This is a genomic window from Chroococcidiopsis sp. CCNUC1 (assembly GCF_023546805.1).
Lineage (GTDB): Bacteria > Cyanobacteriota > Cyanobacteriia > Cyanobacteriales > Chroococcidiopsidaceae > Chroococcidiopsis > Chroococcidiopsis thermalis.
The window spans coordinates 3,165,307-3,181,825 of the sequence record NZ_CP097480.1 but is presented as its reverse complement, the minus strand read 5'-3'; the positions used below and the strand labels follow the sequence as shown (position 1 = coordinate 3,181,825).

Annotated in this window: 18 protein-coding genes; 4 read left to right on the top strand and 14 right to left on the bottom strand. The window is 44.2% G+C overall.

All coding sequences use genetic code 11. From position 1 onward, the window contains the following. Positions 1–30: 30 nt before the first annotated feature. The gene (locus M5J74_RS14920) at positions 31–747 is read left to right on the top strand and encodes an SAM-dependent methyltransferase (RefSeq protein ID WP_015154873.1); all 717 of its coding nucleotides are present in this window, start codon (positions 31–33) and stop codon (positions 745–747) included. Positions 748–802: 55 nt separating this feature from the next. On the opposite strand, the gene M5J74_RS14915 is transcribed toward M5J74_RS14920, so the two are convergent. After that, positions 803–1,894, bottom strand: a complete 1,092-nt coding sequence (locus tag M5J74_RS14915) for an iron-containing redox enzyme family protein (RefSeq protein ID WP_106167223.1) — start codon at positions 1,892–1,894, stop codon at positions 803–805. Positions 1,895–2,029: 135 nt separating this feature from the next. Next, a complete protein-coding gene (locus M5J74_RS14910) occupies positions 2,030–2,776 on the bottom strand; it encodes a trans-aconitate 2-methyltransferase (protein WP_250012141.1) in 747 nt (248 codons plus the stop codon). A gap of 316 nt (positions 2,777–3,092) precedes the next feature. On the opposite strand from M5J74_RS14910, the gene M5J74_RS14905 reads away from it, so the two are divergent. After that, the gene (locus tag M5J74_RS14905) at positions 3,093–4,436 is read left to right on the top strand and encodes a glycosyltransferase family 2 protein (RefSeq protein ID WP_015154870.1); all 1,344 of its coding nucleotides are present in this window, start codon (positions 3,093–3,095) and stop codon (positions 4,434–4,436) included. A 127-nt stretch (positions 4,437–4,563) separates the two neighbouring features. Here the strand turns inward: M5J74_RS14905 and arsM are convergent, their stop codons facing one another. After that, complete coding sequence (gene arsM / locus M5J74_RS14900) at positions 4,564–5,367, bottom strand: arsenite methyltransferase (RefSeq protein ID WP_250017108.1); 804 nt, start codon at positions 5,365–5,367, stop codon at positions 4,564–4,566. Between the two features lie 123 nt (positions 5,368–5,490). Between arsM and M5J74_RS14895 the strand changes: the two genes are divergently transcribed. Continuing rightward, positions 5,491–5,841, top strand: a complete 351-nt coding sequence (locus M5J74_RS14895) for a helix-turn-helix transcriptional regulator (RefSeq protein ID WP_250017106.1) — start codon at positions 5,491–5,493, stop codon at positions 5,839–5,841. Positions 5,842–5,871: 30 nt separating this feature from the next. On the opposite strand, the gene arsC is transcribed toward M5J74_RS14895, so the two are convergent. The 8 genes from arsC to M5J74_RS14860 all read right to left on the bottom strand — a co-directional run bounded on the left by arsC (position 5,872) and on the right by M5J74_RS14860 (position 11,755). Next, on the bottom strand, positions 5,872–6,285 hold the full coding sequence (gene arsC / locus M5J74_RS14890) for an arsenate reductase, glutathione/glutaredoxin type (RefSeq protein WP_106216547.1): 414 nt from the start codon (positions 6,283–6,285) through the stop codon (positions 5,872–5,874). Between the two features lie 68 nt (positions 6,286–6,353). Further along, on the bottom strand, positions 6,354–7,496 hold the full coding sequence (gene arsB / locus M5J74_RS14885) for an ACR3 family arsenite efflux transporter (RefSeq protein ID WP_250017104.1): 1,143 nt from the start codon (positions 7,494–7,496) through the stop codon (positions 6,354–6,356). Next, positions 7,493–7,624, bottom strand: a complete 132-nt coding sequence (locus M5J74_RS32750; RefSeq protein ID WP_015154865.1) for a hypothetical protein — start codon at positions 7,622–7,624, stop codon at positions 7,493–7,495. The genes arsB and M5J74_RS32750 overlap by 4 nt, the downstream gene beginning before the upstream one ends. Before the next feature lie 30 nt (positions 7,625–7,654). Further along, the gene (gene arsJ, locus M5J74_RS14880; RefSeq protein ID WP_015154864.1) at positions 7,655–8,914 is read right to left on the bottom strand and encodes an organoarsenical effux MFS transporter ArsJ; all 1,260 of its coding nucleotides are present in this window, start codon (positions 8,912–8,914) and stop codon (positions 7,655–7,657) included. A 134-nt stretch (positions 8,915–9,048) separates the two neighbouring features. Further along, a complete protein-coding gene (locus M5J74_RS14875; RefSeq protein WP_250017102.1) occupies positions 9,049–10,056 on the bottom strand; it encodes an ArsJ-associated glyceraldehyde-3-phosphate dehydrogenase in 1,008 nt (335 codons plus the stop codon). An 18-nt stretch (positions 10,057–10,074) separates the two neighbouring features. Then, positions 10,075–11,136 (bottom strand): PstS family phosphate ABC transporter substrate-binding protein, encoded by a 1,062-nt coding sequence (locus M5J74_RS14870; protein ID WP_015154862.1) that lies wholly within the window; start codon positions 11,134–11,136, stop codon positions 10,075–10,077. A 96-nt stretch (positions 11,137–11,232) separates the two neighbouring features. Then, positions 11,233–11,568: a helix-turn-helix transcriptional regulator gene (locus M5J74_RS14865; protein ID WP_015154861.1), complete on the bottom strand. Its 336-nt coding sequence runs from the start codon at positions 11,566–11,568 to the stop codon at positions 11,233–11,235. 34 nt (positions 11,569–11,602) lie between these two features. Beyond that, the gene (locus M5J74_RS14860) at positions 11,603–11,755 is read right to left on the bottom strand and encodes a hypothetical protein (protein WP_015154860.1); all 153 of its coding nucleotides are present in this window, start codon (positions 11,753–11,755) and stop codon (positions 11,603–11,605) included. A gap of 424 nt (positions 11,756–12,179) precedes the next feature. On the opposite strand from M5J74_RS14860, the gene M5J74_RS14855 reads away from it, so the two are divergent. Then, a complete protein-coding gene (locus M5J74_RS14855) occupies positions 12,180–12,521 on the top strand; it encodes a hypothetical protein (protein ID WP_106168693.1) in 342 nt (113 codons plus the stop codon). A 24-nt stretch (positions 12,522–12,545) separates the two neighbouring features. Here M5J74_RS14855 and M5J74_RS14850 read toward each other — a convergent pair whose 3' ends face one another. The 3 genes from M5J74_RS14850 to M5J74_RS33130 form a co-directional block, all read right to left on the bottom strand. Next, positions 12,546–14,954: an alpha-amylase family glycosyl hydrolase gene (locus M5J74_RS14850; RefSeq protein WP_250017100.1), complete on the bottom strand. Its 2,409-nt coding sequence runs from the start codon at positions 14,952–14,954 to the stop codon at positions 12,546–12,548. Positions 14,955–15,025: 71 nt separating this feature from the next. Continuing rightward, positions 15,026–15,658 (bottom strand): TenA family protein, encoded by a 633-nt coding sequence (locus tag M5J74_RS14845; RefSeq protein WP_015154858.1) that lies wholly within the window; start codon positions 15,656–15,658, stop codon positions 15,026–15,028. 83 nt (positions 15,659–15,741) lie between these two features. After that, the gene (locus M5J74_RS33130) at positions 15,742–16,506 is read right to left on the bottom strand and encodes a pentapeptide repeat-containing protein (RefSeq protein ID WP_015154857.1); all 765 of its coding nucleotides are present in this window, start codon (positions 16,504–16,506) and stop codon (positions 15,742–15,744) included. Positions 16,507–16,519 lie beyond the last annotated feature (13 nt).

Sequence of the window (16,519 nt, the reverse complement as noted above, 5' to 3'; positions counted from 1 at the left end):
GTTTTTATAGTCATCGTCGTATAGAGTTACATGCTTACCTCACCCCAAGCCTTACAAAATATTTTCTTTTGTCCAGAAGAATCTAATTTTTATTCACATTGTGTAGAAACTTTGGTTTTAAATAATTGTTCTAACTCAGAATCTATAATAGAATTTGGCTCTGGCGATGGTAGTCCTATAATTCAGTCACTACTAAGAACAAATTTCAACGGAATTGTACATGGATTTGAGTTAAATAATTTAGCTTGTCAAGAGGCGAATTTAAAGGTTGAAGCATACGAACTTAGCGACAAGTATAAAGTAGATAATCGCTGCTTTTTTGATGCTACTAAACCACAGGCTAAATATCTGATTTCAAACCCGCCTTATTTACCAGCAATAGACAATAAGCTTTTGCAGCCTTTATTACATGGCGGGTTAGAAGGAATTACAATTACTCAAAAGCTGTTAACGTTAAATTACGAAAATGTCCTGGTTATGGTTTCTAGTTATTCTAATCCAGTCGGATTAATTAACTACGCGATCGCCCAAGGATACTCTGTTAGCAATTTCATGATTTCGCCTCTAAAGTTTGGCTATTATAGCTCCGAGCAAAAAGTTAAAAACAGAATTCAAGAGCTACAAAAGGATAACAGAGCGTTTTGTTCGGAAAATATCTATCTTTTAGCAGGTGTTTTATTTACCAAAAAACGTAGTTGCAAAGTCGATTTATCTACAGAATTTTCTCAGTTGATAACTTGTTTGTAATTGCAAGATATCTCGGAGACCCCCCCAACCCCCCTTGGAAAGGGGGGCTTTTTTATCATCCCATTTGCTCTGCTTCCCGCACCGATCGCGTTACAGCAGCACCTGCGCGATCGCTCAAAAACTTTTGCTGGTCGTAGCCTAATACCATTTCCCATGCATCATCAGGATATTGAGATATGAGTGGTAAGGCAACGTCATCTAACATCCAGCGACCGTGCAATTCATCTACCTTGATATGCAAATCCCAATAGCTCATGGCGTTTGCTGATAGTCCCAGCCGTTCGCCAGCAGCTCGGTAGTTGCGAAACCCAGCTGGCACGGAAAGCTCTCCATAGAGCAATCCACCAATGTAACGCAGGAAGTAACGCTTGCGTTCGGTAAGCAAGAAACTATGATTGATGTTTGCTAGCACCTCCCAAGGTACGAGATCGAAATACGCCTCTGGTTGAGTTTGCATTTCCACTGCTTCAAGCATTGTCGTAAAGTGGGAAGAGTGCTTGCGTGCCAACCGACCACCACCGTATTCTTCTACAAGTAATCTTGTCAATACAGAATGCACTTCATTCGCAACGCCTCCCAGAGTGCGGGATAGCTGGCTTGCTTCTACTAATCCATCTAGAGAAGCGATCGCCAACAGACGACGGTAGCCTGCTTCACCGACGCGATCGCGAAAGTACCGAGCATCGTCAGACAATGGTGGTTCGAGATCGACAGCGACGCGATCGAGCAGTGCTTGTCTGATATCTATGCCTTGAAACGCAACGAGATCGAATTGGCTTAATTCCCACTGCTGCCAAACTTCCTCAATTCGATCGCGGATCTGGCTCAAGTAAGGCGATCGCTCGTTAGTATAGCGCCGCAAATCGTCGTACCAAAATAGTTTTAGCCGATTGATGCGATAAAGTACGCGCTGGAGAAACAGATGTGCTGCATCATCGCTAGATCCTTGCGAATAAGCCGCCTCAATTGCCGTGGCGATCGCTTTTTCAAACTCAGTCGCGATTTGAGGCTGTGCAGTTAGCTTTCGATCTAGATCTTCCATTTCTAGCAGTTGAATAAACTGCTGTGCCTGTTCGTAGTATTGAGTGGCTGTTAGCGTTGGCGTAATCTTTGGCTCAGCGCTTGAGGTTACGATGTCGCTGTGCATTTATCTGCTTCATCCTTGAGATAACTACTAATAATCTTCAGTCATCGTTACTGCACGATACATCTACCGTTGGTTATTTAATGAGTAGTAGGGGCGCACATCTATGCGCCCGTACAAGAGTAGTGAAATCAGCAATTACCCATTAGCTGAAGCAATAAACGTCCAAGCCGCCATATACGTTCCAGCATAATTGTTGGCATAATCTGCATTGCTATCTGGCACAAACCAGTCAGGGATTTGCTTCTGCTGCCGAACTCGTTCATCCAACCCGATTTGGAGAGAGATATTTTCGTAGACAATTTTTGCCTTTGCCGCATTCAGCATATCTTCTACTAACTTTTGCAACCATTCGGCTCGAACAAACAGATTGTGCGATGGATGGTTGCCATAGGCAAAAGGCACAATAATAACCAAATATCCCTTTTCGCTTGTCAACTGACTCAAACAAAATTGAATCAGTTCTCGATCGTCTTTTTTCTCCAAAGTTTCTTTATCAACATTGTGGAATAGTAGCCCAGCTAGTACTACTGCATCAAACTTCTTATTTTCTGAAGCTAGTTCCGGTAGTAATATTGATAAATCTTTGGCAATGAATTGCTTGTTAGGATATAGGCTTAAACATTGTTCGATCGCTGCTTCACTATGATCGACTCCAACATATTCACAACGCTCTGGTAAATATTGACTCAAAGCTGCGTTACCACATCCCAAATCTAGTACGGAAAATGACTGTTGCTGAAAAGCTTCATTGAGAAACCAAGCTGAAGGAGCATACCGCGTAGCATTTTCAGGAGCCTCAAAGTAAGAATAATAGTCATCTTGAAAACGTTCTTCTTCAGAGGTTTTCCGGTCGGGTGGTAACTCTTTCCTCAATAATGCCATTGATACGCCCTAATTTACTTTAAATATTTATCTAGCAATTTATCAGTACGAAAAACATGCTACCTATCCTCAGTTGGATAGACTAAGTTATGTATTGAAGGTCACATAGACTTGAAACTCTTATATTCGATCTCTTTTGTCTCCATCTCCTTTTACGTCATTTTTCAAGCAGATTTCGACTGAATAGCCTATGTGACTTTTAAAGTCATACCCATTTTAGGAGTTACTTTAATAGCAATAATCAACCACTGGACAGATTTCATTTTCCTGATTCAAGTAGCAAAATTAACAAGTAACAAAGTTTTTACAAATCGTGATGAATTGGACTGACACGCCTCGGCGTGTTTTTCAGTATGGCAAAAAGAATTGGCGCGATCGCGAAGCATCATCCTATCAAAGTTGGTTGTTCGAGCGATTTCATCAGCCTTTAGTTACAACTCCGCCACTACCTCAGTGTCAAGTTTGCGTTATCGTTCCCGTGCGCAACGAAGCCGAGAATTTAGAGAGTACGCTCTTGGCTTTGTACGATCAGCTCGATTTAACTGGAAAGTTGCTGGATCGCAATCGTTATGAGATCGTGCTGCTAGCAAATAATTGCAGTGATGAATCAGCCGCGATCGCCCGTAATTTTGCTACTACTCATCCAGATCTGGTTCTACACGTAGTTGAAAAAACCTTCCCTGCGGCTGAGGCTTATATCGGTCGAGTGCGTCAAGTCCTGATGGATGAAGCCTATCGTCGTCTGAGTTCTATTGGTGGTGAAAGACGAGTTATCGCCTCTACAGATGGAGATTCGCGGGTTACGCCGACTTGGATCGCTGCTATTTTAGACGAAATTGCCAGCGGTGCTGACGCTGTAGGAGGACGAATTATTACAGATCGTGAGGGTCGCACGGCTTTAGATCCTTATACAAGAGCTTGTCATTTGCGCGAAGTCGGTTATCGCTTTCTGATTGCCGAGTTAGAAACTTATTTAGAACCCGATCCAATCGATATTTTACCCCGCCACTTTCAACACTACGGGGCAAGCCTTGCTGTCACAGTGGAGATGTACGCTCAAGCAGGAGGAATGCAACCAGTCCGTACTCCTGAAGATGTAGCCTTCTACCAAGCACTATTGCGAGTCAATGCCCGTTTTCGTCATAGTACCCGCGTGCGTGTCTTCACGTCAGCTCGAACTACAGGACGCACAGATGTAGGATTGGCAAACCAACTGAGCAAATGGGTGGAAATGGGGCGATCGCAGCAACAATTTTTGGTAGAGTCGGCGGCTGAAGTAGAAGCTCGATTTGAGTGGCGACATCAGTTAAGAGTTTTGTGGTGGAGTTATCTTTGTGACTATCAGCCAACTCATAATGCGATCGCTTTATTAGCAAATGCTTTAGGTGTGAACTGGTTGTGGTTAATGTCAGAGTTAGCTCAACCTCAGACCTTCGGCTTACTTTGGGAAAAGGTAGAACAGCGTCAGCAAACAGAGGGATTCTGGAGGCAGCGCTGGCAACTCGTGCCGATTCAGGAAGCAATCTCAGCTCTGCGCATTCGCTTAGAGAAATTGCGTCACCAGCGAAGAAAGGTAAAAGTTGAAAGTCAAAAGTCAAAAGTCAAAAAAGTAAGTTTTAGCACAGATACCGCTTTTAGCTACTACCATAAAATCAGTTAAATCTGAGACAATCTATGATTTGAGATTTTGGCTTGGGAAAACTTTTCTACTTAGATAGAAAGCTAATTTAGCTGAATCCTTTTAGTTGAAATACTCATCTTTTGACTTGTGGTTTTTGACTTTTGAATTACTTAAATCCTTCTACGTAGACGCTGACAACATCATTTTGCCAAGCTGCATCAACTCCTGACGCAGCCACAATTGCTTGCCCAATTGGATCTTTTGTTTCTGCATCTCCACAACAAGAAGATGCTTGTCTGACTGTTACCTTGACATTTTGAAATCCAGCAGTTTCGACAATCTTTTGGTATTCATCTACTAATAAAGCACCAGCTACACAACCAACATAAGCAGCAATATCTTGTCGTACTGACTCAGAAAGTTGCTGTTTGAGTGCTGTATCGGAAATGGCAATTCTGCCATTTGGTTTTAAAACTCGATAAATTTCTTGGAAGACTTTTAGTTTATCGGGAGATAGGTTGATGACACAATTACTAATAACTACGTCTACAGTCTCGTCTGCTACGGGTAAGTTTTCAATTTCTCCCAATCTAAATTCTACATTTTGTACATTCGATTTTTGAGCATTTTCTGTTGCTTTGGCGATCATCTCTGGTGTCATATCTACACCGATCGCTTTGCCTGTAGCACCAACTTTCGTCGCAGCAATAAAACAATCAAAACCCGCACCCGAACCTAAATCGAGAACAATCTCACCTGGCTTGAGTTGCGCTAAATCGGTAGGATTACCACAACTCAATCCTAAATTTGCCTCGGCTGGAATTGTATTGAGTTCCGCTTCTGCATAACCTAAAGCAACAGCAAATTCTGTTGTGTCAGTGGTAGGAGTACCACAGCCACAACCTGTCTGTTGTTGAGCAATTTTACCGTAAGCCGTTCTCACGTTTTGTTTTACTGCATTGCTATCCATAGTTTTTATCTCATCCATTGCTAGAAACTTAAAGTGATATCTTCCAAGCAACATTGATTTACATCAATATTGATTTATATCAATATACTGGCATACGACATTGATGGATGTCAATATAGAAATATGAAATTATCTAAACTACTTACTAATTGCTGTCCACCCCTACTTTCAGGTTTCATCAAAGCTGAAGCGGCGGCTCAACTCGCGGCTATGTTTCGCGTTCTTGGGGAACCTGCACGATTGCAAATTCTGAGTATAATTGCTTCTCATCCTAACGGTGAAGTCTGTGTTTGCGAGTTAACTGAACCCTTGGGGTTATCGCAACCCACTGTCAGCCACCATCTCAAAGTGTTATATGAAACTGGCTTGTTGCAGAAAGAAAGGCGCGGCAACTGGATTTACTATAGTCTGGTTCCCCAACAGCTCGACGCACTGAGAAATGCTTTGCTTATTCCTCAGCGCGAAGATACATGAAGTTGAAGTTTTGAATGTAGATTTTATGATTTAAACATTGTTTTTTTCATTTTTAAGAGATTGAATAAGTTGCTCTACTCTTTTTTTAATTTGCGATCGCACCTGTCGAAAAGTTTCTATTGATTGCCCTTGAGGATCTTCCAATTGCCAATCCTGGAAGACTTCTCTTAATATCCAAGACTCAGGTAAATTGACACCACAGCCACATAAAGAAATAACTGCATCATAATCTTCTGGATGAAAATCGCTTAAAGGTTTCGATTTCTGGCTGCTAATATCTACGCCAACTTCTGACATCACTTCTACTGTTAATGGATCGATGTAGCTAGCTTCTAAACCAGCACTAGTAACTGAAATGTTTTCTCTTCCTAATTGTCGGGCAAAACCCTCCGCCATTTGAGAACGACGAGAGTTATTTTTACACACAAACATGACTCTTTTCATAAGTCAAAAGTTAAAAGTTAAAAGTCAAAAAAAATAAGTCAATTCGGAGAGACTCGCTCGGATTTATTTCACTTAAAAGCACTGACACAACGCGGATCGCGCAGAGAAGCTTTTTCTGGTTCGCGAGGAAACCAAGCTGCTGTACGCTTGCAAATTTCTACTAGCATCAGCATGACTGGGACTTCGATTAAGACTCCCACCACAGTAGCCAAAGCAGCGCCAGAATTTAAACCGAATAACATCACCGCTGTAGCGATCGCCACTTCAAAATGATTGCTGGCTCCAATCAATGCCGCAGGTGCAGCATCTTCATAAGCAAGTTTGAGTTTTAATGCTGCTACGTAGGAAATTAGAAAAATAAAATTCGTCTGAATAAACAGCGGTACGGCAATTAAAACGATATGTATAGGATTGTTGACAATTAGCTCACCTTTGAAAGCAAATAAAAGCACGAGAGTCAATAAAAGTGCAGCGATCGCAACGGGACTGAGATATTTTAAAAACTGCCGTTCAAACCACTCTCTACCCTTATGTTTCAGTATCCAGTAACGACTATACATTCCCGCAGCTAAAGGCAAGCCAACATAAATCAGCACTGATAGGACGATAGTTTCCCAAGGTACGCTGAGATCGTTTGCTGCTAACAACCATCTTCCCAACGGCGCATACAAAAACAGCATGGCTAGAGAATTTACTGCTACCATCACCAGCGTATGTCCTTGATTGCCATAAGAGAGATAACCCCACATCAATACCATTGCCGTACAAGGGGCTATGCCTAGTAAGATTGCCCCAGCAATGTAGGAATTCGCCAACACAATTTCGCTACCTCGGATAATTTCCGTACCAGATAGCAAAGGACGAAATAACCACCCCAGAAAAAATTGAGCGAATACAACCATCGTGAACGGCTTAATTAACCAATTCACAACTAAGGTGAGAATGACAGGTTTGGGCGATCGAATTGCGTTTGTTGCCTGAGTGAAGTCGATCTTCACCATAATTGGATACATCATGAAAAAGAGGCAAATAGCGATCGGAATTGACACCTGATAAATGCTCATGGCATCAAGAGCCACTGCTATGCCCGGAAACAACCTACCTAATAAAATTCCAGCAACAATACACAAGAAAACCCAGACAGTCAGGTATTTCTCAAAAAAACTCAGACGGTTGACAATTGGCTTTGATGCAGAACTGTTAATACTCATTGTTGCTTTAACAAAATCACTGCTTCTTGGGTAAAAACCGAAATTCCTGTAAGGGCGGGTTTATTGAGATCTTGGTATGGAAGTAAAGTTTGTTGGTGAACCCGCCCCCGGTGTGCGATCGTACCCATTACCCATTACCCATTACCAACTACCAATAATTATTCATCTCCAGCTTTCCAGGCGATCGCTTTTTGGGGTTGCGGATCGGGTAATTTCAAAGAAATTGCAGCCGCCGCAAGTACGAATACCATCGATACCCACAAACAACCCACTAAGCCAAATAGCTGAAAGATTAAACCAGATAGCACTGTACCCGCTAAGCGTCCACCAGAGTTAGCCATATAGTAGAAGCCAACATTTAATGCCACCTTGTCATCATCGGTGTAGGCAAGGACGAGATAGGAATGAATTGCTGAATTAAAGGCAAAAATAATCCCAAAAATTGCTAATCCTGCCACAATTGTTAAAGCTGGAGACACCCTAAGTTGGAGCGAAAGAGCGATCGCGGCGGGAATTGCACTCAGCACAAACGTCCAAATTTGAATCGTTCTCCCTTGGGGAGCCGCTCCCGAACCCAACCAGCGCAGCAGATTGGGCGCTAAAAACTGTACTGTCCCGTAGCCAATCACCCAGCAAGCCATGAATCCCCCGACCTGCTCGAACGTCCAGCCAAGCGTGCTGTAGAGAAACACGGGGAGGGCAACTACAAACCAAACATCTCTCGCACCGAAGAGAAAGAAACGAGCCGCAGAGAGAATATTAATCTCCCTACTTTTAGAAAAGAGTTGGGTAAATTTAACTTTCGCCTTAATTTTGCCCATACCTGACGGTAGCAGTACTCCCGTACCCAAGATTAAGCACAGTCCTGCTGCCATAATTAGCAGGGCATTCACAAAGCCAAATTGAGCTAGCAAAACGCTACCCACAAAAAAGCCAACTCCCTTCAGAGCATTTTTGGAGCCAGTTAATATAGCTACCCATTTAAACAGTGACGACTGCGCTGACTGGGGTACGACCAAGCGAATCGCACTCTTAGAACTCATCTTGGTCAAGTCTTTGGCAATCCCAGAAAAGGCTTGCGCGACCATCACGTAGGTGACTTGCAACCACACAGCCCATTCTGGATTGAGCAACGCCAGCATAGCTAAAGCAAAAACTTGTAGTCCGATGCCACCATAAAGAGTCAGCTTTAGACCAAATTGAGAGCCGATCCAACCTCCAAGAAAATTGGTGACAACGCCAAAAATTTCGTAAAACAGAAACAACATGGCGATTTGCAAAGGAGTGTAGCCCAGCAGATGAAAGTGCAGTAGCACCAACATCCGCAACGCTCCATCGGTAATTGTGAAGCCCCAGTAGGCAGCAGTAACGAGGGCATAGTTACGCAAATTGGCTTTATTTCCAGCAGTGGAAGTCATGGTTGTTGGGTGGGGCGAGACAGAAATTAAGCATTTATGTCAGAGATCTCGATCCCCCCTGCCCCCTTGACAAGGGGGAGTACGTAGCCCCCTTTTTAAGGGGGTTGGGGGATCTCAAGTTTGCAAGAAGGAGATTAGTAACAACGGGCAATCTTGCGGGCAAGTTCAACCATGCGATTTGCATAGCCCCATTCGTTGTCATACCAGGCTAAAACTTTGACTTGTGTTTCATCGATGACCATTGTTGATAGTGCATCTACAACAGCCGATCGCGGGTCGTCTTTGTAGTCTACAGAAACTAAGGGACGTTCTTCGTAACCGAGAATGCCTTTGAGTTCTCCTTCTGCCGCAGTTTTGAGCAAACCGTTAATTTCCTCTACTGTGGTAGGACGCACGACTTCAAACACGCAATCGGTGAGGGAGGCATTTAATAACGGCACTCGCACTGCCAAACCGTTGAGCTTACCTTGCAGTTCGGGATAAATTAACCCGATTGCTGTAGCGGAACCCGTTGTCGTTGGAATTAAAGATAAACCCGTCGCTCGCGCCCGTCGCAAGTCTTTATGCGGCGCGTCTACGATTGTCTGCGTGTTGGTGTGGTCGTGGACTGTGGTAATGACTCCATGTCGAATTCCCAATCCTTCATGGATAACTTTTACAACTGGAGCCAGACAGTTTGTGGTACAGGAAGCCGCTGTGAGTAAGTGGTGCTTGTCATGTTCGTAGAGGCGATCGTTGACTCCCATAACGATATTTAACGCCTCTTCCTTAACGGGTGCAGCCACGATGACTTTTTGCACTCCCCGCTTAAAATAGGGTTCGAGTAAAGTTGGAGTGCGGAATTTACCAGAACACTCCAATACGAGATCGACTCCCAACTCATCCCACGGAACTTCTCCTGGTGTGGGGGACTCGCTGAAACTCAAATACTTGCCGTCAATAGAAATGCGATCGTCCTCTGCTGCTACTTCTGGTGTCCAGCGACCGTGGACGGAATCAAATTTGAGTAAATGGGCGGCGGCGACTGCACCACCTTTAATTTCGTTGATATGTACGAAGTCTAGTTCCGACCATCCCCAGGCAGCCCTTAATGCTAATCGTCCGATCCTACCAAAACCGTTGATACCAACTCGAATTCCCATTACTTTACCTGGTTGTAGTTAAAATTTTGCTTGTCTGCGTAATAACTGCCCAATTGTCAGACCAATTTGGGATTTGCCTTCAAAGACGGTTCCCACTTTGCCTCGATTGAAGTAGATATAACTCAGGCGATAGCCTTCCGCAGGTAAAGGGATGTAACCCACGGAGCTAACTAAAGTTGGCGCACGCTGAATATAGAAATCGACAAATCTTCGCACGGCAGGTTTGAGCTGAACCGATCTGGCATTAACGTAGATAAATAATGGTCGAGACAGAGGCTCGTACTGTGCTTTTTCTACTGTCTGTCGCGATGGTAAAACTGCACCTCTACCGCTATCTACTGCCAGAGCCTTCAGCTTGTTTTGATTTGCCTCGTAATAAGCAAAGCCAAAATACCCCAACGCATTCAGGTCTTTGCTCACTCCCTCTACCAATTCATCATCATCTTCGCTTGCCGTGTAGTCCTGGCGGCTAGCTCTGGCTTTACCGACTACTGCTTCAGTAAAATAATCAAACGTACCCGAATCTTTACCAGCACCGTATAATTTTAAGGGGCGATCGCTCCACGCAGACCTGATTTGCTGCCAATTCGTAATTTTTCCCTCTGCCGCTGGCTCCCACATCTTTTTCAGTTCGGCTACAGTAATATCTTTAGCCCAGGTATTTTGAGGATTAACGGCGATTGTCAGCGCGTCGTAGGCAACGGGTAGTTCGATATATCTAATTTTGTTGTTGTTGCAAGCTTCCATCTCGTCAGTGCGGATCGGTCTGGAAGCATCGCTAATGTCTGTTTCTCCGGCACAAAACTTTTTAAACCCAGCACTCGTACCAGAAAAATTCACGAGCAACTGTGCGTTCTTGCCCGACGCTGTGGTTTGAAACTCTTCTGCTATTGCTTTGGTGATGGGGTAAACTGTGCTAGAACCGTCCGTCTTAACTGTAGCTGCGGGTTCTGAATTATTCGCTTGAGCGAACCTTAACGGTTGCTTGGTTGGACTAACTGCGTTTGGCATTGCCATAGCAGTTGCGATCGCAACACCAAATCCCGCCAGGAAAATAGAAATACTGGCTATCGTTTTCATATGCCTCACCCCTACACTTGAAATCAATTTGCGATCGGGGAATCTACCTTTCTATCATTTCAAAAAAAATTGATTTGTCAAGAGGGGATGTTTGGCTCAAGATGAGGGCGTATCCTCGCAGGGACGGGCAGGAAGCAATTGACTGAAGCGGCGATATTCCGATAAATATTGTTCTAATGCAACGAACTGCGACAAATTCAAGCTGTAGTAAATCCAGCGTCCTTCCTGACGCGATCGCACTAAATTAGCTTCCTTTAAGGTTTTGAGGTGAAAAGATAGCTTAGATTGAGCAATTCCCAGTTCCTCCGACAATTCGCACACGCAAAGCTCTGAGGAGCGTAAAAGTTCTAGTATCCGAATGCGTAACGGCTCAGACAAGGCATGAAAACCAGATGCGATCGCGTCGGAGGTGACTGAGAAAGAAACTTGCATCAAATTTTATTGAAATTATACGTCTGACTATATGCTATTCTCTTTCGCGCAACACAGCTAGCATTTGTTGTCTGACGGCTCTTGCCCACAAGTCAAAGTTAAAATCTTCTCCATTGGCGATCGCTGAGTTTGCTGCACGATCGCGGTCTTTCTGGTTGTACTTGGCTTCAACGTTTGTTTCTTTCATGATGGCAAACAAAATGATAGCTTAATGAGTAATTTTACTCATGCATAACTTACTGTAAAAAATCTTTACTTAAAGGTAATTTATGCATTAGCATTGGTAAAAACAAAATATCAATGCCTTGGCGAAAAAACTTCTCTCCCTTGGCTGAGATCGCTGCTAGTATTATCAAATACAAAGTTATTGAGATCGACTGTTAACTCTCAAATGCCACTTTTAAGAAATTGCCTTTGCTCAATGAATGTAAAAAAAGCTATAAAAACAAATTAAAAGTGTAGCCAACCGCGGTAGCAAAGCTTAACGAAGTTATCGCAATTGTTAATATTTTTTCCCACTACGTAGAACATGCAAATAATCAAAAATCAAAATAAATTATTTTGCAAAACATAAACTTATTTTGTCATCAACCCATACAGCTTTGAGCCTCATGGTTACGATTGTTGTTGCCATAAATTTAATTTTATCTGTGCTGCTTTGCTATGTAGCGCGACGAATTTGGCAAATTCGCCGCAAATTAGCACGGACGGCTGATACACTAATTGCGATCGAGCGTTGCACTCGTACCGTACTGCGCGACGCACCAGAAATAATTTATTGCGGACAAGACAGTATTTATCGCTTGAGGCAGAGTGGCGAACCACTGCAAATACAACTACAACAACTCAGACAATTGATGTCACTCTCGGCGATCGGATGGCAAACTTGGATTAGGTTTCGGAATTCGGCATATCCCTTTGGAGCAGCAAGCTACAAAATTCGGAAGTCATGAACGCCTATTTATAGTTGTCTAATTTCATAGTCGTCCCATTAATATTTGAAATGGCTTTAGTTTGATGCGAACGCTATTCATGGCATCTCCGGTTCTAGCAAATTCGATATTGTCTCCCTGGATTGGATCGATGAGTTGGATCTTTTGCCGTGCCTGAGTAGTAGATGTATTAATACTAAGCGTTAAGTTTGCAGCTTCGCGATCGCCACTAAACGAGATTGCAACTAGGGTCAACTGACCGTTGCTACGCCGCAAACCAGTAAATACCCAAGGATTATCGCACTCTATCTCACGCAATAATACTTCACCACGCACCAGTTCGGGAAACTGCTGTCGGGTTAAAAACAGCCGTCGATAAAACTCGTAAACATCTGGATTATCGTCTGGATTAGGACTATATTTGGGATCGCCAGCAAATACTTCGGGAATCCCAAATAAAGCATGAACAGCCTCCATTGCCATCAACCGTGGCGTGTAGCCGTTGAAGTGATAGAACCAGGAAGTATCGTGATTGCGCGTGAAATAAACGCGGTTGGCTCCTGCTGGCAGAGCGCTCAATACGTTGGCAATATGTGCCTTGTAATGTTGAGCATTAACCTTGCCTGCTGCCATGCGATCGAGCAAAAACTGTCCGGCTTCAGTTTGATTGTCGTGAACTAAGTTAGAGACAGAATAAAAAACGGGACCAAATATTTCGCTCAACAAGACTGTTTCGGGCTTAACTGCCTGCATAGCAGACAACATTCGCTGCATTAACTCCGGCGAAGCCGAACCACTGCGATAAGCTGGATAAGGAATTTTTGCATCCCAGCTCGCTCCTTTATAGCCTGCGGCATCGACCCGATAACCATCAATGTTATAAGTTTTGAGATCGTGTAGCGCTAAATCGACCATATATTGCTGGTATGCAGGACTTGCCCAATCCGTTGAAATACTTCCCCACTCGCGATGGCGCGCCAGGTTTCCTTGCTCGTCACGCACGAACAGATCTGGACGCTCCTGCGGGACTGACGATTTCGGATCGAAGCCGTGAATTACCATGTCAAATAATACTTTCATGCCGAGAGAATGAGCTGTGCGTACTAGCTCCCGCAGATCGTCTGACGTGCCATAAGACGGCTCGACTTGGTAAAGATCGATTGGTGCGTAGCCGCCAACCCAGTGCGGCATGAGGTAGATGGTGTTAAAGCCGATATTACGATAAAAGGATAATTTTTTAGTAATGCCTTTGAAACCCTCTGGAAAGTAGGGAGGATAAACTTCTAACAGCACCATTTCCCGCGCCCATTGTGGAGTATTGGTAGCTAACGGTAGCGTGCGGGCAAGCATTTGTCGATATTGAGCAAGTGCCGCAGGTAATGCTTGAGTCGTTAATTCGACATGGTGAATGTCAGATGTGACAGTATACTGTTCTGGCAAGCGATAGGCACGTAAGTTTTCATGCCAGAAACTCAATTTGCGTCCGTCACCACGAATAGTTGAGTTATACGCCACTTCGCCCGATGTCTCCATCCAACTTGCTAAGGTCATCTGTCGCTGTTTGTTGGTCATCGTCAGAATTCCCAGTCCAGCATCAGGGGCGCGATGCAACTGAATGGATTGGTTAACTAGATTTTTGTATGGAGTTTGGGGTGCGACATAAGTTTGAGGCAAAAAGGGACCGGGAACATCCACGACACAGAGATCGGGATTTTCAATTCCTACTCCAGGGAGTCCAAAGCGAAAACCTTCTAGCTTTCTGACCTGCTTTGCCGAAGCGCGAGCGCTGCTAAAATTTCGGCGTAGTGTTGCCGATCGCGCTAAACTTCCTCGGTCAGGAAAAAGCGTGTAAGCAACAGTTAATTCAAATTCATAAGGAGAATCTGTTTGATGCGGACGCGGTACAACGCCAAAAGATAAATTCAGCGTCACGCCCTTTCTGAAGCGATCGATCGCCGTCTCATAATGCAGTAATTTAGCACCATGTTGCGCGATCGCCCAATTGCCATCAATCTGAAAATCAATGTTCTGAGCAATGTCTGCTGCCGCAATCAGATTACCAGCAATTCCATCGGCAGCCAAGATCAGCCATTGTCCAGTGGCGCGATCGAATTCTAGTTTGAGCTTGTCATTACCGAAAATAATTCGGTTGGGTTGCTGGCGTAGATAAATATCTCGATACAACACTTGCGATTGTGCTGGTTTTCTCACTAATTTTGTGCTAGTCGCATCGGCAATTGCAAAACTGGGCGATTGCTCTGCTCGTGTGGGGTTGCCTTGAGCGTTTGGTTCACCTAGTATGAAGCTGAATACAGTACCCAACACTACTATTAAAGCTAGTGCTGACAAAATCAAAATCTTTGCCGCACTCTGTTTTCCTGCTTTCCTACATCTGCGTTGCCATTGGATAACAGCTCGAATACTATGCCACGGACGCAGGTTGAACTTACTCATTAAATCAAAGTAAGAACTTCATCGCACAGCATATCACTCTAGCAGTGGCAAGAAAACCTAGCGAACGATTGTTATGGTCGATCGCCCGATTCCCAAGCCGCTTGAAAGAAATCTCGTTCGCACAACATAGCATAGCGATAAGTTTTTTGTACGGTATCGGAGTTGCTAGTGTAGCGATCGCTCAATTTTTCGAGTTGTTGCGCTAGCTGCTCGAATTCTGGGCTGTTGTAGGTACGAATCCAATCGCTGTACTGATGTGTGAGAATACCCTTAGTTGCCAACTTCTGTCCCAAATAAGCATAAAGTCTCATACAAGGTGACATTGCCACAGCGGTTAAACCCACATCTTGACTCCAAGCAGTAGCCGACAAAAAATCGATATAGCGACGAGTGGCTGTACCTGGTTCGACAGAACTAATATTGACTCCCCATGTGGCTGCATACCCGGCATGAAGCTGAAGTTCTTGCAGTACGCCCCCAGCTAAGCCATGAAACAAATTAAATCCTTCCCAATCAGGTGCTTTAGCAGCGGCAATACTGTAGGCACGGGCAAAGGCTTCAAGGAAAAATGCATCTTGCCCGACATAGTAAGCAAACTTTTCTCGCTCCAAGGTTCCATCGGCTATACCCCGAACAAATGGATGATTTAGACAAGCTTGAGCTAAATCTTGGTTAGTTTGCCACAATTCGCTGGATAGAGACATATAAGTAAGTCGTAAGTCAGCGGTGATGGTCACTGGTCGCTGGTCACTGGTCACTGGTCACTAGTCACTAGTCACTAGTTAGGTTACAACAAAAACCTTAATAAAACTGAAGTTACGCCACCAAGGAAGTTAAAGAAATTGGGTTTGCTCTTAGGTGTTTCTGTTTGCGGTGCTTGCAGTTGGTTTACAAAGGCTTGGGCAGTGTCATAGCCTTCATTATTTCTCTGCCGTAAAAATAACCATTTGGCGCGTTGAGCATCCTGCATCGCTCCCGGTCGGTCTAGCAGTTGGTAGCGGGCAATACCTCGCGCCATGTAAGCTGGGGCGTATTTGTCGTTTAAGCTAAGAGCTTGATTGAAATAGCCAATTGCGCCTTTAGGGTCGCCTTTTTGTCCTTGAGCAATGCCCCAACGATAAAATTCTTCAGGCTTTGCTGCTTGGGTAGGAATGGCGATCGCCCCCTGCAAACTAGTACCGCTAAGATTAGTTGTCTTCAAGTCTACATTAGCTAAATAGGCATCGCGCAGATCGGCTCCACTCAAATCTGTTTGCTCCAACTTAGCACCACTCAGATTTGCGCCATACAGAGAAGCACCACTAAGGTTTGCACCGCTTAGGTCAGCCTCGCTCAAATTCGCCCGACTCAAATTAGCACCACTTAAATTCGCCCCCCGCAGATTCGCCTGACTTAAATTAGCTAAGACCAGACCCTCACCACTAAGATCGCATCCTTCGCACTGTTTTGTTGCCAGAAGTTGTCTAGTATGTTCCAGATCTCCCGCACGAGCTGGAGGTGCGAAGTGCAAAGCAGTCAAAACAGTAGTGATGACGATGAGTTGAGTTTTCATAGGTGAGGATAGA

Coding starts and splice junctions, on each gene's coding strand:
- M5J74_RS14920 (WP_015154873.1), top strand. CDS start 31: ATGCTTACCTCACCCCAAGCCTTACAAAATATTTTCTTTTGTCCAGAA.
- M5J74_RS14915 (WP_106167223.1), bottom strand. CDS start 1,894: ATGCACAGCGACATCGTAACCTCAAGCGCTGAGCCAAAGATTACGCCA.
- M5J74_RS14910 (WP_250012141.1), bottom strand. CDS start 2,776: ATGGCATTATTGAGGAAAGAGTTACCACCCGACCGGAAAACCTCTGAA.
- M5J74_RS14905 (WP_015154870.1), top strand. CDS start 3,093: ATGAATTGGACTGACACGCCTCGGCGTGTTTTTCAGTATGGCAAAAAG.
- arsM (WP_250017108.1), bottom strand. CDS start 5,367: ATGGATAGCAATGCAGTAAAACAAAACGTGAGAACGGCTTACGGTAAA.
- M5J74_RS14895 (WP_250017106.1), top strand. CDS start 5,491: ATGAAATTATCTAAACTACTTACTAATTGCTGTCCACCCCTACTTTCA.
- arsC (WP_106216547.1), bottom strand. CDS start 6,285: ATGAAAAGAGTCATGTTTGTGTGTAAAAATAACTCTCGTCGTTCTCAA.
- arsB (WP_250017104.1), bottom strand. CDS start 7,496: ATGAGTATTAACAGTTCTGCATCAAAGCCAATTGTCAACCGTCTGAGT.
- M5J74_RS32750 (WP_015154865.1), bottom strand. CDS start 7,624: ATGGGTACGATCGCACACCGGGGGCGGGTTCACCAACAAACTTTACTT.
- arsJ (WP_015154864.1), bottom strand. CDS start 8,914: ATGACTTCCACTGCTGGAAATAAAGCCAATTTGCGTAACTATGCCCTC.
- M5J74_RS14875 (WP_250017102.1), bottom strand. CDS start 10,056: ATGGGAATTCGAGTTGGTATCAACGGTTTTGGTAGGATCGGACGATTA.
- M5J74_RS14870 (WP_015154862.1), bottom strand. CDS start 11,136: ATGAAAACGATAGCCAGTATTTCTATTTTCCTGGCGGGATTTGGTGTT.
- M5J74_RS14865 (WP_015154861.1), bottom strand. CDS start 11,568: ATGCAAGTTTCTTTCTCAGTCACCTCCGACGCGATCGCATCTGGTTTT.
- M5J74_RS14860 (WP_015154860.1), bottom strand. CDS start 11,755: ATGAAAGAAACAAACGTTGAAGCCAAGTACAACCAGAAAGACCGCGAT.
- M5J74_RS14855 (WP_106168693.1), top strand. CDS start 12,180: ATGGTTACGATTGTTGTTGCCATAAATTTAATTTTATCTGTGCTGCTT.
- M5J74_RS14850 (WP_250017100.1), bottom strand. CDS start 14,954: ATGAGTAAGTTCAACCTGCGTCCGTGGCATAGTATTCGAGCTGTTATC.
- M5J74_RS14845 (WP_015154858.1), bottom strand. CDS start 15,658: ATGTCTCTATCCAGCGAATTGTGGCAAACTAACCAAGATTTAGCTCAA.
- M5J74_RS33130 (WP_015154857.1), bottom strand. CDS start 16,506: ATGAAAACTCAACTCATCGTCATCACTACTGTTTTGACTGCTTTGCAC.